General features: G+C 57.1%; 12 protein-coding genes. 8 read left to right on the plus strand and 4 right to left on the minus strand.

What is annotated here, in order from left to right; all coding sequences use genetic code 11:
* Positions 1–774, minus strand: coding sequence for a 3-hydroxybutyrate dehydrogenase (locus RA28_RS16570; RefSeq protein WP_039530981.1), 774 nt, complete (start codon positions 772–774; stop codon positions 1–3).
* A gap of 301 nt (positions 775–1,075) precedes the next feature.
* Here RA28_RS16570 and RA28_RS16575 point away from each other — a divergent pair, with 301 nt between their 5' ends.
* Complete coding sequence (locus RA28_RS16575; RefSeq protein WP_039530983.1) at positions 1,076–2,890, plus strand: extracellular solute-binding protein; 1,815 nt, start codon at positions 1,076–1,078, stop codon at positions 2,888–2,890.
* 580 nt (positions 2,891–3,470) lie between these two features.
* A complete protein-coding gene (locus RA28_RS16580; RefSeq protein ID WP_039530986.1) occupies positions 3,471–3,707 on the plus strand; it encodes a hypothetical protein in 237 nt (78 codons plus the stop codon).
* Here the strand turns inward: RA28_RS16580 and RA28_RS16585 are convergent.
* On the minus strand, positions 3,696–4,319 hold the full coding sequence (locus RA28_RS16585; protein ID WP_039530990.1) for a helix-turn-helix domain-containing protein: 624 nt from the start codon (positions 4,317–4,319) through the stop codon (positions 3,696–3,698). The two genes, RA28_RS16580 and RA28_RS16585, sit on opposite strands and share 12 nt — an antisense overlap.
* Positions 4,320–4,384: 65 nt before the next feature.
* Between RA28_RS16585 and RA28_RS16590 the strand changes: the two genes are divergently transcribed.
* From RA28_RS16590 to RA28_RS16610, 5 genes are all read left to right on the plus strand, one after another.
* Positions 4,385–5,902 (plus strand): class I adenylate-forming enzyme family protein, encoded by a 1,518-nt coding sequence (locus RA28_RS16590; protein WP_039530993.1) that lies wholly within the window; start codon positions 4,385–4,387, stop codon positions 5,900–5,902.
* A complete protein-coding gene (locus tag RA28_RS16595) occupies positions 5,899–6,558 on the plus strand; it encodes a DsbA family oxidoreductase (RefSeq protein ID WP_039530995.1) in 660 nt (219 codons plus the stop codon). Before RA28_RS16590 ends, RA28_RS16595 begins: the two co-directional genes overlap by 4 nt.
* Before the next feature lie 74 nt (positions 6,559–6,632).
* Positions 6,633–7,841: an MFS transporter gene (locus RA28_RS16600; protein ID WP_039530998.1), complete on the plus strand. Its 1,209-nt coding sequence runs from the start codon at positions 6,633–6,635 to the stop codon at positions 7,839–7,841.
* A 56-nt stretch (positions 7,842–7,897) separates the two neighbouring features.
* Entirely contained in the window at positions 7,898–9,562 is a 1,665-nt protein-coding gene (locus RA28_RS16605; protein ID WP_039531001.1) for a tetratricopeptide repeat protein, read from the plus strand.
* Positions 9,559–10,236 carry a hypothetical protein gene (locus RA28_RS16610; protein ID WP_039531004.1) on the plus strand — a complete coding sequence of 226 codons (678 nt, stop codon included), beginning with the start codon at positions 9,559–9,561 and terminating at the stop codon, positions 10,234–10,236. Before RA28_RS16605 ends, RA28_RS16610 begins: the two co-directional genes overlap by 4 nt.
* Here the strand turns inward: RA28_RS16610 and mfd are convergent.
* Entirely contained in the window at positions 10,233–13,685 is a 3,453-nt protein-coding gene (gene mfd / locus RA28_RS16615) for a transcription-repair coupling factor (protein ID WP_039531007.1), read from the minus strand. The two genes, RA28_RS16610 and mfd, sit on opposite strands and share 4 nt — an antisense overlap.
* Before the next feature lie 18 nt (positions 13,686–13,703).
* Positions 13,704–14,231 (minus strand): hypothetical protein, encoded by a 528-nt coding sequence (locus RA28_RS16620; protein WP_039531008.1) that lies wholly within the window; start codon positions 14,229–14,231, stop codon positions 13,704–13,706.
* A gap of 120 nt (positions 14,232–14,351) precedes the next feature.
* Between RA28_RS16620 and hemB the strand changes: the two genes are divergently transcribed.
* Positions 14,352–15,350, plus strand: a complete 999-nt coding sequence (gene hemB / locus RA28_RS16625; protein WP_039531011.1) for a porphobilinogen synthase — start codon at positions 14,352–14,354, stop codon at positions 15,348–15,350.
* Positions 15,351–15,422 lie beyond the last annotated feature (72 nt).

The raw sequence follows: 15,422 nt of genomic DNA on the forward strand, positions 1-15,422 counted from the left end.
TCACAAGGCGGTCCACCCGCCATCCACCGAAATCGTCGTGCCGGTGATCTGCGCCGCTGCATCCGAGCACAGGAAAACCGTCGTTCCGCCCAACTGCTCAACCGTGGCAAACTCCTTGGAGGGTTGCCGTTCAAGCATGACGTTCTTGATCACGTCTTCGCGGCTCATGTCGTATTCTTTCATCGTGTCGGGGATCTGCGCCTCGACCAACGGCGTCAGCACATAGCCCGGACAAATTGCGTTCACCGTAATCGGCTCTTGCGCGGTTTCCAGCGCCACTGTCTTGGTCATCCCAACCACACCGTGTTTGGCCGCAACATAGGCCGCCTTGTACGGCGAAGCCGTCAATCCATGCGCCGATGCGATGTTCACGACGCGCCCCCATCCGGCCGCGCGCATCATCGGAAGCGCCGCCGCCATCGTGTGATAGGCCGAGCTCATGTTGATGGCGATGATTGCATCCCATTTCTCGACCGGGAACTGATCAATGGGCGAGACATGCTGAATACCTGCGTTGTTGACCAGAATGTCGCAAGCACCTGCCTGATCAATCAACATCCGGCACTCATCACCCTTGGACATATCCGCTTTGATGTAGCGCGCGTTTGTTCCGGTTTCCTTGGAAATTTCATCGGCCAAGGCATGATCTTCGTCACGATCGGTAAAAGAGTTCAGAACGACATCCGCTCCGGCCTTGGCCAATTCACGCGCGACCCCCAGTCCGATACCCGAGTTCGACCCGGTGACAATCGCAGTTTTTCCGTTCAGGCTCATCTCAACACTCCAGCACGTTCAGGTTCGAGGACACAGTGCCATGCTGCACCTGCAAAGAAAACGGGGAAAGAGGGACGCGCCTTCGCGCCTTACGCCGGGGCATGTTCAGCCAAAAAAAACGCCCGCACGAAGCGGGCGTTAAGTTATTGAGGCAGGTTTCATACAGGCAAGAAACCTATCGAGCAGTGCAACCTTTATAAGCAATTCCGCGCCGTCATCCAAGCTAAAAGTTTGATAATATGAAAAATCATGGCTACGATGAATCCCAACAAAATAAGGCCAGAGCAGGATTGTTTCCAAAATGCGCCCCGATTTTCTACACCCCGCGCGGCCTCTGATCGCGGGAATCGTCTCAATTTTTCTGACTTCTGTCGCTCTTGCAGATTCGGCGCATGGCATAGCTATGTATGGCGACCCGGCCCTACCACCGGATTTTGTGTCCCTGCCCTATGCAAACCCGGATGCGCCAAAGGGTGGAAAGGTCGTGTTCGGCAATACCGGCGGTTATGACAGCCTGAACCCGTTTGTTCAAAAAGGCACATCACCCTGGCAGTTGCGGTTTTGGACACATGAGGGGCTGATGGGGCGGTCCTGGGACGAACCTTTCACTCTTTACGGGTTGTTAGCCGAATCGGTTGAAACCGCTCCGGACCGTTCTTGGGTCGAGTTCACGCTGCGCGAAAACGCCCGATTCTCGGATGGCAGCCCGGTAACCGTCGATGACGTTATCTGGTCCTACGAAGCGCTCGGGACCGAAGGGCACATCCGGTACCGTGGGTTGTGGGGCAAGATAGAAACCATCGAACAAACCGGCCCCCGAAGCGTTCGCATCACTTTCAATGAGCCCGACAGAGAGCTTGCGCTGATTGCAGGGCTACGTCCGATCCTGAAAAAAGCGCAGTGGGAAGGCAAAGACTTCGCCAATGCCACGCTGCATGACGTCCCAATCGGGACCGGTCCCTATGTCATCGACGACTACGAAGCGGGCAGATACGTCAATTTGCGCCGCAATCCAGACTATTGGGGCACGGATATTCCCTTCCGGCGCGGCACAATGAACCTGGACGACATGCGCATCGAGTTTTATGGCGATGGAACGGTCCTGTTCGAGGCGTTCAAAGCCGGAGAGCTTTCTGCCGTCCGGGAATTCAACGCCGACAAGTGGGATACGCAATACGGATTTCCGGCGGTTCAGCGTGGCGACGTCATCAAAACCGAAATCCCGCACCGGAAGCCTTCGGGCATGACGGGGTTCGTCATGAACACCCGTAAACCGCCTTTTGAAGATTGGCGCGTGCGCGAGGCGCTGCTGCTGGCCTTCAACTTCGAATTCATCAATGACACCATAACCGGCGGCGCTCAGCCACGGATCACTTCTTACTTTTCCGGATCGGACCTTGCGATGCAGCCCGGTCCAGCCTCAGGACGGGTAAAAGAACTGTTGGAGCAATACGCTGATACGCTGCCCCCCGGCGCCATCGAAGGGTATACCCTGCCGCAAGGGGATGGCTCGGCCCGCAATCGCGCCAACATTCGCAAAGCGTCTCAATTGCTCGCCGATGCGGGGTGGACAATTCAGAACGGTGTCCTGCGCAACGAAAACGGAGAGCCGTTTACGATCACTGTATTGCTGCAGCAAGGCGACACGGATAACCAGACGACAATCGAAATCTATTCGCGCGCCTTGGAACGCCTGGGCATCCAGGTCACGACCGAAGTGGTAGACAGCGCGCAATACGCGGGGCGCACCTCCGAGCAGGATTTCGACATGACCACCTTTCGCCGCGCCCTTTCACTGTCGCCAGGCAACGAGCAACGACTGTACTGGGGCAGCGAAAATGCTGACGCTGCAGGAACGCGAAATTTGATGGGCATCGACTCGCCTGCAGTTGATGGGTTGATTGACACAATGCTGTCATCGGAAGACCCGCAGGACTTTGTCGCAGCCACGCGCGCGCTGGACCGCGTGTTGACGGCCGGGCGCTACGTCATTCCGATCTGGAGTTTTGATGTCGGTCGCATCGCCCACGCCAAAGAATTGAAGTTCCCGGATCAGCTGCCAATTTATGGCGACGGTCCGGAATACATGCCGCAGGTTTGGTGGTTCGAAGAGTAGACATAACCCAAGGGTTTTGAGTCTGATTGCGAAGCGCATTGTCCCGTCTGTCAGCGCGGACTACTTGGGTTGGCATTTCCAAGGCGTTTTTTGCGTCAGCGACTGACGCTGCAAATGGCCGGAAACCAGCATTGGTATGCGTTGCCGCAGTTTTCGGCGGAATTCGGCACATCAAAGGCATCATACAATGAGCAGTGCATTACGCCTTCGTTGCCCACTAAATATTGGGTTTCCCACTACACCTGTTGTTCTTCTAAAAAACGGTACAAGCCACTTTACTGCACTCAACCCAAGTGCTTATCTGCGCTGTAGAAGGTTAACACTTTAAGACCAAAATTTGCTGTGTTTTCCGAGCACATAGACCTTAGTCGACCTTGTCGACGCATAGGATAACGGACCGGCCGCCACTCACTTTTAAGCAGGTCCGTCGACCCGTTGCGGTTTGTCCGCAGCGGGTTTTTTGGTCAGAACGCATCGCAAATGACCTGCGACATTTTGTCATGTCCGCAGTAACAAGGCGCCGTTCGTACCCTGACAGTGGGGAGAGCAGTCCTGAAACCGAACAAAGGAAGGCTCGCAGATGCTGAACTGGGCTGATCTTACACAAGACTGGAGCGCGTCTTATGCACGCGCCAAACGCAGGTTTCCGAATTTGCGCGACAAAGACATGGCGCGGATGCGCGCGGATCGCAAACAGTTCGAAGCGTATTTGGCCGAGCGCCACCATCTGACAGTCAACGAAGCCCGCGAAGAGCTTGAGGATTTTTTGTTCACCGAAGGTCTCAACCGCGAGGTCAGCCTGTCCCTAGGCAAGTGATGTGACCCACAGGATTGTCGCGTCTTCGTCGCTGACCGAAACCACGTTGTGTCCCATGCTGGCGTCGTAATAGGCGCTGTCACCGCGCCGCATTTCCACGGATTCGTAATACTCGGTGTAAAGCCGCACGACGCCCGTCAGGACGTAAAGAAACTCTTCACCGTCATGGCGCACCCATCCGTCAAACTCGTCCATTGATCTTGCGCGTACACGGGCGCGATAGGGCAGCATTTGTTTGTTTGTCAGGGTCTCTGCCAGCAATTCATGCTCATAAGTCGCTGTGGCGTGCGCCGTGCCGCCGCCCATCTTGGTTACGGCCATCCGACCCAAAACCTGATCGCGTTGTGGCGGTGTAAAAAGCTGTGGCACCGAAATCTCAAGCCCCGTCGCCAGCTTCTTCAACGCATCATAGGTCGGCGACATCTGCCCGTTTTCGATCTTGCTGAGTGTCGAACGCGCCAACCCCGCCTGCGATGCGGCCTGTTCCAGCGTCCAGTTTCGGGCCTTGCGCAATTCACGCACACGGGCGCCCAGGTCTAGGGGCTCGACATGCGCAGGTTCGCCATTGTCGCGCGCGATACGGATCAGGGATTTTGGGTCACTCGTCGTCATGGGCAACTCTATAGGGCCAGCGGCGCGCGCTTGCAACGCGCCAGCGGCCACGTTAGCCAAGGCACATGCTGTCGATTTTCGATCAGGCCCCCCCGCCGCCGTGCCCGACCCCGTTCAATATGGCCGCTCATGTGCTTCGCCATGCCCGTGCGAAGGCGGACAAGACGGCCCTGTCTGTCCTAGAAGACGGTGGAGCAACGGATTGGAGTTATGGCGATCTGCAAGCAGCCATATTGGGCACCGCAACCGGGATGCTTCAGGCAGGTTTGCAACCCGGAGACCTGGTGCTGATGCGACTGGGGAACAGTGTCGAGTTTCCAATCGCTTACCTCGCCGCCATTGCCGTAGGGATCGTGCCGGTTCCGACCTCGTCGCAACTGACCGAACCCGAGACAGCACAAATCATCGCGGACTTGTCCCCGAGCGCTATCTTGCGTGACCCCGACATTTCCTGCGCGCCGCATCCGAACCAAATATTGCTGGACGATCTGGCAAGGATGCGCGACTTGCCGCCGGCAGAATTTGCCATGGGCGATCCGAACCGACTTGGCTACGTGGTTTATACCTCGGGAACTTCGGGCAAGCCCCGCGCGGTTGCACACGCCCACCGTGCGATCTGGGCAAGACAAATGATGGTTGACGGGTGGTACGGGTTGCAGCCTTCGGATCGTCTTTGCCATGCAGGCGCTTTCAATTGGACATATACGCTGGGCACTGGCCTGATGGACCCATGGACCATCGGCGCAACTGCTCTGATCCCCCGCCCGGGTAAGGATCTGGGCATGCTCCCCTCGCTGTTGAAAGAACACCGGGCCACTATTTTTGCAGCTGCGCCAGGCGTGTTTCGTAAGATCCTTCAACAACCCAGCTTGCCGGACCTGACTGACCTGCGCCACGGATTGTGTGCGGGTGAAAAGCTCTCGCACGAACTGCACGACCAATGGAAACGGAGAACGGGAACCGGGCTTTATGAGGCGTTCGGGATGTCCGAATGTTCGACCTTTATTTCATCCTCTCCCTCTCATCCGGCCAGAGGTGAGGCCCTGGGGCAACCGCAGCGGGGTCGACGTGTCGCAATCGTCGGTCCAGACGGACCCGTGCCGCAGGGACAGGACGGCACCATTGCAATTCACCGCGACGACCCCGGTCTGATGCTGACATATCTGAACGCACCAGACGAAGCCGCCGCCCGGATGCAAGGAGAGTGGTTTCTGACGGGCGATCGGGGTGCAATGGCTGTCGACGGGCAGATCACCTATCTGGGTCGGGACGATGACATGATGAACGCAGGCGGATATCGCGTATCCCCGGTCGAAGTGGAATCCGTGCTGGCCCGTTACCCCGGGATCACGCAGGTCGGAGCTGCGGCCGTCCAAATCAAGCAGGACACGTTCATCATCGCCGCCTTTTACACCGGGCCGGAAAAACTGGACGAAACCGCTTTGCGAACCTATGTGTCCACAAGCCTCGCGCGATACAAGCAACCGCGCGTCTTCGTTCATCTGCCTGAACTGCCGACCGGCGGGAACGGCAAACTCCTGCGCCGCGCTTTGCCGGCCTATTTCAAGGCACCGTCCGAATGACCCAGACCGTCAAGCTTGATATCATGTCCGACCCGATTTGCCCGTGGTGCTATATCGGCAAGACGCATCTGGACAAAGCCTTGGCAGACGTCCCAAATCATCCCTTTGTGATTGAATGGCATCCGTTTCAGCTGAACCCCGAAATGCCGGCAGAAGGCATGGATCGTCGCGAATACCTCGAACGCAAATTCGGTGGTAAGGAAGGCGCAGTGCGCGCCTATGCGCCTGTCGTGGAACACGCGGAAAACGCAGGGCTGAAGATCGACTTCGAGGGAATGAAACGCACACCCAACACGTTGGATGCACACCGATTGATTCATTGGGCCGGGGTCGAGGGCAAACAGAATCAGATCGTCGATGCCTTGTTCAACGCTTATTTCGTCGAAGCCCGCGACATCGGTGACCACGAAGTTCTGGCCGACATTGCAGATGAGGCGGGAATGGACGCCGCGGTGGTTTTGAAGCTTTTGAAATCAGATGCCGACCGCGCGGACATCAGCAATCGGGACAGCCACTCTCGTCAAATGGGTGTCAATTCGGTGCCGACCTTCATCGTGGCAAATCAACACGCGGTGCCCGGTGCGCAACCCCCTGAATTATGGGCAAAAGTGATCGGTGAAATCATGTCTCAGATTGAGGCTTCACCTGCAGAATAGCACATAGGTCTGTGCATTTTCCCACCTAGCTCCAACCTCTGCGCCGTGTTAGCGCAGATGGGAAGGAGTGTCTGATGACCAACCGCATGTCCAAAGGCGAATTCATTGCCCTGATTGCGATGATGTTCGCCACTATCGCCTTTTCAATTGATGCCATGCTGCCGGCCTTGCCCGAGATCGGCGCGCAGCTCAGCCCCGATGATACGAACAAGGCGCAATTGATCCTGACATCCTTCGTATTGGGCATGGGGATCGGGACGTTTTTTACCGGACCCATTTCGGATGCAGTCGGACGCAAGCCCGTAATTTACGGTGGCGCTGCGCTTTATATTCTGGCGTCGGCGATTGCCTGGGCCAGTTCATCGCTTGAACTTGTTCTGGCGGCGCGTATCCTGCAAGGTCTCGGCGCCGCGGGCCCGCGCGTGGTGGCGATGGCGATCATTCGCGACCTATATGCCGGTCGTGAAATGGCGCGCATCATTTCGATTGCCATGATGATCTTTACGCTGGTTCCGGCGATTGCACCGATGATGGGTGCAGGGGTGATCGCACTTGTGGGCTGGCGTGGTATCTTTGTTTGCTTCATCCTGTTCGCGATCATTATCCTGATCTGGATGACACTGCGCCTGCCAGAGTCGCTGGCCCCCGAAAACCGCCGCCCCTTTCGCCTGCCCCTTATGGTTGCCGCCGTGCAGGAAATGCTTGCCCATCCCACCGTGCGCCTGTCCATAATGGTGCAGACCCTGTGCATGGGCTTGCTGTTCACCATGCTGACGATGGTGCAACCGGTTTATGACGTCGTCCACGATCGTGCCGAAAGTTTTCCGTTCTGGTTCGGCTTTGTTGCGCTTGTTTCGGGTTCGGCCAGCCTTTTGAATGCAGCTGTTGTCGTGCGCGTTGGCATGCGCCGGATCGTGACCTGGGCCTTGGGCAGTCAGATAGTGATCACCTCGGTCGTCATATTGCTGAGCCTGGCCAACCTGTCAGCCGATGCATCTTTTGCGTTGTTCGTTTTCTGGCAAACCACAGTGTTCTTCATGGCCGGCGTGACAATGGGCAATCTCAACGCCATCGCAATGGAACCGATGGGTCATATCGCCGGTATGGCAGCTTCCGTAATTGGCTCCATCGCGACCGTTTTGGCGGCTGCCATCGCTGCGCCTGTCGGCCTGCTGTTTGATGGTTCAATAACGCCACTGACGATTGGCGTTCTCACCATGAGCGCGCTTGGCTTCGGCTTGATGCTTCATATGGGCCGGGTTGAAAACAGACTGCCTGCCTGATCTGTGCACGGACACTGAAACGCGTTATCTTGCCCGTGAATTCAGGGGGAAGCAGCATGAGCTATGACTATGATCTGGGAAGCTATTCCTGCCGGGTCACGACGTCTTCGACCGCCGCGCAGACTTGGTTCGATCGGGGTCTGATCTGGACTTACGGATACAATCATGACGAGGCCGTGGAATGCTTCCGCCGGGCTGCCGAACATGACCCGGATTGCGCAATGGCCCATTGGGGCATCGCTTATGCTGCCGGTCCGAACTATAACCTGCCGTGGGAGTTGCGGGATGACCGAGGTCGGGCTGATGCCTTGGGCGTGGCGTATGACGCGATGCAATCAGCCCTATCGCTGACAGATCGATGCACCGCCGTTGAAAAGGCTTTGATCCACGCCCTGCCCGCCCGCTATCCGCAGCGCCAGGCCCGTGGGGATATGCATCAGTGGGATTACGCCTTTGCCGACGCCATGCGCACCGCTTTTGCGGGGCAACCCAATGACCTTGATCTGCGCACGATCTACGTTGAGGCGCTGCTGAATCTAACCCCATGGCAAATGTGGGATCTGAAATCCGGCGAACCTGCTGAAGGTGCGGCGACGCTAGAAGCGCAAAAGGCTTTGGAAGGTGCGTTTGCCAGTGATCCCGCCGCCATGTCCCATCCCGGTCTTCTGCATCTCTATGTGCATTTGATGGAAATGTCGCCGACGCCGGAAAAGGCCCTGCAAGCCGGCGACGTCCTGCGAACGCTTGTACCTGATGCCGGTCATCTGGTGCATATGCCGACCCATATCGACGTTCAGTGCGGGCATTACCACAATGTTGTCCATTGGAACGAAAAAGCATCTCAGGCGGACCTGAAATACTTTGAACTCGAAGGGGCGTTCAACATTTATACCGGCTATCGGCAACACAATTACCATTTCGCCATATATGGCGCGATGTTTCTGGGTCAGATCGAACCGGCGCTGCGCGCAAATCAGGGGATTTGGGACACAACGCCCGAAGATATGCTGCGCATCCAAAGCCCACCGATGGCTGACTACTTTGAAAGCTATATGTCGATGGGCCCGCACATCCTGATCCGGTTTGGCCGGTGGGAAGACGCCAAGGCGCTGGACGTGCCCGACGACCCCGACCTATACCGCACGCTCACAGCGACCACGCATTACGCCCGCGCCATCGCCCATGCCGCAACGGGTCAGGTGCCCGAGGCCGAAGCAGAGGAACAGCTGTTCCTGAGCGCCAAGGCCTGCGTTCCCGAGGAACGCCGCCTGCACAATAACCGCGTCGTCGACCTGCTTGAAATTGCGACGGAAATGCTGCGCGGCGAGATTGAATACCGCAAAGGGAACTTTGAACTGGCGTTTGGCCATTTGCGCCGGGCGGTCCTGTTGGATGACACGCTGCCATACGACGAACCCTGGGGGTGGATGCAACCGACACGCCACGCATTGGGGGCGTTGTTGTTCGAGCAAGGTCATGTGGCTGAAGCCGAAGACGTGTATCGCGAGGATCTGGGGCTGGGCGGAACGCTCGGCCGCGCATCAATTCATCCGGACAATGTCTGGAGCCTGAAAGGGCTGCACGATTGCCTTAAGTCTCGCGGGGAAACCATTGAAATCAAACAAATCAAGCAACGCCTGGATCTTGCGTTGGCACGGGCGGATCGCGCGGTGGCCGCTTCGTGTTTCTGCGCCCAAGCCGCAATGAAGGCTGCAGAATGAATCGATACCTGCGATTTGCCCTCGTTTTGTTGTGTGGCCCCGCGTTGGCAGACCGCCAATCCTTTCCCCCAGCCGACCAAGCCGAACGCGATCCATCATTGGCGGCTTTTCGAGACGATCTTTTGGCCAAGGTGCAGGCCCGGGACCTTGATGCCGTTATTGCCGCGGCCTGTTCCGACATTGATCTCAGTGAAAACAGCGCTGGCGGACCAGAGGCGTTTCGGGCGCTTTTGACAACTGGCGTAGAAACTCAAAACGAAGTCCCGTCAGACGCGTCCGAAACGGAACCCAACGCGCTTTGGGACGCCCTTGCGGACACACTGACTCAGCCCGGGTATTTCGACGAACAAGGCGAATTCTGGATGCCGCATCAGTGGCAGATCACTCTGCCAGCCGACCTGAACCCCAAATTTGCGTTTTTCGTAACCGGCGAAAACGTCTCACTGCGTCAGGCTGGGGCTCAATCTTCGCCCGTTGTCGGATTAATAAGCCACGAGGTTGTGCTTGTCCCAAGCTTCCAACCCACCTTGGATTACCAAAGCGTATTTCTGACCGATGGCACGCCCGGCCATATGCACAAAGACTACCTTTGGCCGATGAACGGTTATCGCGCTGCTTTCGTCAAATCAGATACTGGCGACTGGCAGCTTTGCAGTTTTGTCACCGGGGACTAGGACTTTGCCTTCTTCTTTTCACCGACGACTTTCTCGGCCAGATCGCGGGCAATAGCAAAGGCGCCTTTGATCTTGTCGGCGTCCTTTTTCCAATCGCGGCGCACGACGATCTTGTTGTCTTTGACTTTGGCCAGACCACGCTGGTTCTGAATGAATTCGACAAGCCCTTGGGGTGAGGCGAATTTGTCGTTGTGGAACTGGATTGTCGCGCCTTTTGGCCCGCCGTCCAGTTTCGCAATCCCTGCCCGTTTGCACATGGCTTTGATGCGCACGACCAACATAAGGGTATTCACCTCTTTCGGCAGCGTCCCGAACCGGTCGATCAGTTCGGCGGCAAAACCTTCCAGTTCGACCTTCGTCGAAAGTGACGAAAGACGACGATAAAGGCCCAGACGAACATCCAGATCGGGCACATAATCCTCGGGGATCAGAACCGGAACGCCAAGATTGATCTGTGGGGCCCATTGATCGTCAGCGTCGGACAACCCTTCCATCTCACCCGCTTTGATCTTGGCGATCGCCTCTTCCAGCATCGATTGGTAGAGTTCGTAGCCCACATCCCGCATCTGGCCGGATTGTTCTTCGCCCAACAGGTTGCCCGCGCCGCGAATATCAAGGTCTTGCGAAGCCAAGGTGAACCCCGCCCCCAACGTGTCCAACGACCCCAGAACGCGCAGACGTTTTTCGGCAGTTGCAGTCAGTTTCTGTCGCGGCTTCGTGGTCAGATAGGCATAAGCCCGGGTCTTTGAGCGCCCCACTCGCCCTCGGATCTGATAGAGCTGCGCAAGACCGAACATATCCGCTCGATGAACGACCATCGTGTTGGCGGTCGGAATATCCAAACCGCTTTCCACAATAGTGGTCGCCAAAAGCACATCAAACTTTCCGTCATAAAACGCGTTCATCCGATCGTCGAGTTCACCCGCCGCCATTTGCCCATGCGCCACGACGTAGGTGATTTCCGGCAGTTGCTCTTTCAGAAACTCTTCAATCTCCGGCAAGTCCGAGATACGCGGGACGACATAGAAACTCTGCCCTCCGCGATAGTGCTCGCGCAGCAACGCTTCTCGGATCGTAACCGCGTCGAACTCGCTAACATAGGTCCGGATGGCCAGACGGTCGATGGGCGGCGTTCCGATGATGGACAGATCGCGAACCCCGGTCAGCGACAATTGCAATGTGCGCGGGATCGGGGTTGCGGTAAGGGTCAGGACATGAACATCAGAGCGGAGTTGTTTGAGCCGCTCTTTGTGACCGACGCCAAAATGCTGTTCTTCGTCTATGATCAGCAGACCCAGGTTCTGGAACCGAATTCCCTTGGCCAGCAACGCGTGCGTTCCGATCACAATATCGACCGTACCACGTGCAAGCCTCTCTCGGGTTTGCTGTGCATCTTTCGCGGAGACGAAACGCGATAGCTGCCGCACTTCCAGAGGGAATCCGCGAAATCGTTCCTTGAAGCTTGCCGCATGCTGCCGCGCCAACAAGGTCGTCGGGGCAACAACAGCAACCTGAACACCGGACATCGCAGCGACAAAGGCGGCACGCATGGCGACCTCGGTTTTACCAAAGCCCACATCGCCGCAGATCAGACGATCCATCGGCGCACCGGAATGCATGTCCTCCATCACTTCCGAGATCGCACGCAACTGGTCATCCGTCTCTTGATAGGGAAAACGGGCGCTGAATTCTTCCCACGCATGCGGGGGCGGATCCATGATCGGCGCTTTGCGCAATGCACGCTCAGCAGCGATACGGATCAGCTTGTCCGCCATCTCGCGAATGCGTTCTTTCAGCTTCGCCTTCTTGGCCTGCCATGCACCACCGCCCAATCGGTCAAGCAGCCCTTCGTCATGCCCGTATTTCGACAGCAATTCGATATTCTCGACCGGTAGGTAAAGTTTTGATCGCTCGGCATATTCCAACAACAGGCATTCATGGGCTGCACCGGCTGCGGTCACAACCTCCATCCCTTTGTAACGGCCGATGCCATGGTCCACATGAACCACGAGGTCGCCGGGACTAAGCGATTGGGTTTCCGTCAGAAAGTTCTCAGCTTTGCGGCGTTTTTTGGGCTGGCGGATAAGGCGATCCCCTAAAACATCCTGCTCGGATATCACCGTCAGATCCGGCGCTTCAAAGCCATGTTCCAGGGCCCAGACCGCCAGATGCAATCCGCGCTTGCCAACACGGGTGCCGTCCTTGACCGGAATAGCCTCGGCCAGTCCCTCATCTTCGATCAAACCCATCAGACGTTCACGCGCGCCTTCGGAGTAGGACGCAATCAGCACGGGCCCCTTGGCCAACTTATCGGTAATATGGCTTGCCAGAGCCCCAAACAGACTGATGCTTTCCTGCTGACGTTCGGGCGCGAAGTTCCGCCCGATCCGCCCGCCTGCGTCTATCACACCAGGGCCGCTGGCTTGTGGCAAAGGGCTGAATTGCAAAACGCGACAATCCGCAACCGCCGCTTCCCACGCGGCATCGTCCAGGTAGAGCAATCCCGGCGGCGTGGGTTTGTACACCGTGTCCATCCGAGAGCGGTTCTCCAACGCCAATCGACGCGTTTCGTACTGATCTGCAATGCTGTCCCAGCGCGCGAGGCGAGCGGGTGTCACCTGATCGTCCAGCGAAACGGTCGCCCCGGGCAGATAGTCGAACAAGGTTTCCAGTTTGTCGTGAAAGAAGGGCAGCCAATGTTCCATGCCCTGTTGTTTGCGACCCGCGCTGACAGCTTCGTACAATGGGTCATCGGTGCCCGCTGCACCGAATTCAATACGGTAGTTCTGGCGGAATCGCGTGATCGCGGCATCGTCCAGAATGACCTCGGAAACCGGAGCCAGTTCCACCACGTCCAACTTTTCGGTTGTGCGTTGCGATACCGGGTCAAACCTGCGGGCGCCATCCAGAACGTCGCCGAACAGATCCAGCCGGACCGGTCCCGCGTCACCCGGGGGAAAGATGTCGATGATCCCGCCACGGATTGCGTAATCGCCTGGCTCCATCACCGTTGGGCTTTGAGTAAACCCCATGCGCAAAAGAAAATTCCGTAGCGCCGTTTCGTCAACACGGTGGTTCACGCGCGCAGTAAAAGCGGCTTCGCGCAGGACATCGCGGGCCGGAACCCTTTGTGTGGCGGCGTTTAATGTGGTCAGAAGCACAAATTTGGCTGGCATTTGGTGCACCAATGCCGCCAGAGTTGCGACGCGGGCCGCTGAAATATCCGCATTCGGAGAGACGCGGTCATAGGGAAGGCAATCCCAACCGGGAAACACGAAAACTGGCATGTCCGGCGCAAAAAAGGCCAACGCCGCCCGCATCGCCTCCATCCGTTTGTCATCACGTGCGATGTGACAAACGCGGCCGGACTTTGCGACCTCATTCAGAACCAGTTGCGCGTCAAACCCCTCGGGTGCGCCGCCGACCGTCACGTGGTTCGGAGCCTTCATCGCTGTGCCTTTCCGATTTTACCAGCCTAAAACGCCGATGGAAAAGTTCTGATACATGCCCCAAAGCGAGGTGACCACAATAGAAATCATTCCAATGATCTGGGTGTAGATGCGGCAGCGCGTCAGCGACTTTGAAACCGCCTCGAGCGTCACCTCAATACGCTGCAATTTCTTGGCCACGCCAATGTTGATTGCCGTGACGAAACACAATGGGAAAAGCAGCAAAAAGACCGCCTGCGCGAACTCGAGCCCATAATAAAAACCCAGCGTTGCCAAGCCCGTAAAGAAAAAACAGGCCAGCGCGAGAATGACGATTCCCGAAACATCCAAGACATAAAGCAGGCGATTGGAATTGATGCGGACCAGGTCCAGCAAGTCGCGTTCATTCTGGCCACCCACCCTGCGGGCCCGCACCACAAGATCGTATGGCACCCCCAAAACCCAATGGCTGACCGAAGACCACAAAACGGCGAGCGCGATCCAAAACCACAGATTCGAAAAGCTGCGCATGTCAATGAGTTCGAAGATCGAAGAGTATATGTCCAAGCGCCAGCCCTTTATTCACCGCCATCAGGGGGGTTCGTCGTGCCGACGCATTCATTGCTACCCTTGAGACTGCATCGAATTCATGCCACCCAATGCGCAAATGTTCAAGGAGAGCGCGCCATGAAACCGACCATTGCCCCCTACCCCCTTACCCGGTTCCGCCGGGCGCGTCAGTCTCCGGCAATCCGTGGGTTGGTGCGCGAGAATAATTTGACCGTCGATGACCTTATTTGGCCTGTTTTTGTGCGAGACGGAGAAGGTATTGAAGAGCCGGTGCCCTCAATGCCCGGGGTCGTACGACGATCCGTTGATCTGATCGAGAAAGCTGCAATTGAAGCGCAGGCTTTGGGCATACCGGCAATATGCATTTTTCCATACACCGACCCTTCTCTGAAAACCGAAGACTGCGCCGAGGCCTGGAACCCTGACAATTTGTCGAATCGTGCCATCCGCGCGATCAAAAACGCAGCCCCTGATATTGCCGTCATGACGGATGTTGCACTGGATCCCTACAACATAAATGGTCACGATGGGTATGTGGTTGATGGTCAGATCGTGAACGACCAGACGGTCGAAGCACTTGTGAAAATGACGCTCGCGCAAGCCGACGCCGGCGCCGATATCATCGGCCCTTCGGACATGATGGATGGCCGGGTCGGCGAAATGCGCAAAGCCCTTGAGGGTGCCGGGCACCAGAACGTCATGATCCTCAGCTATGCCGCAAAATACGCCAGCGCATTTTACGGCCCCTTCCGTGATGCGGTCGGCGCGTCAGGCGCACTGACCGGAGACAAGAAAACCTACCAGATGGACCCGGCGAATTCAGACGAGGCACTGCGGCTTATCGAAAGGGACCTGACCGAAGGGGCCGACATGGTCATGATCAAGCCCGGCATGCCGTATCTGGATATATGTCGTCGGGTCAAAGACACGTTCGGTGCGCCGACCTATGCTTACCAGGTGTCAGGCGAATACGCGATGATCCAGGCGGCGGCGAACAATGGCTGGATTGACGGAGAAAAAGTCATGCTTGAAAGCCTTATGGCCTTCAAACGTGCCGGATGCGATGGTGTCCTGACCTATTTCGCCCCCCGGGTCGCACAGCTTTTGCAAGGTTAGAGAACTGGCATCCCGCAAATTTTCGCCGATCATTGCCGTACCGGACGCAGCTTTCCCGTGACATGCGGACGC

It is taken from the genome of Ruegeria sp. ANG-S4 (assembly GCF_000814005.1).
Taxonomy (GTDB): Bacteria; Pseudomonadota; Alphaproteobacteria; order Rhodobacterales; family Rhodobacteraceae; genus Ruegeria.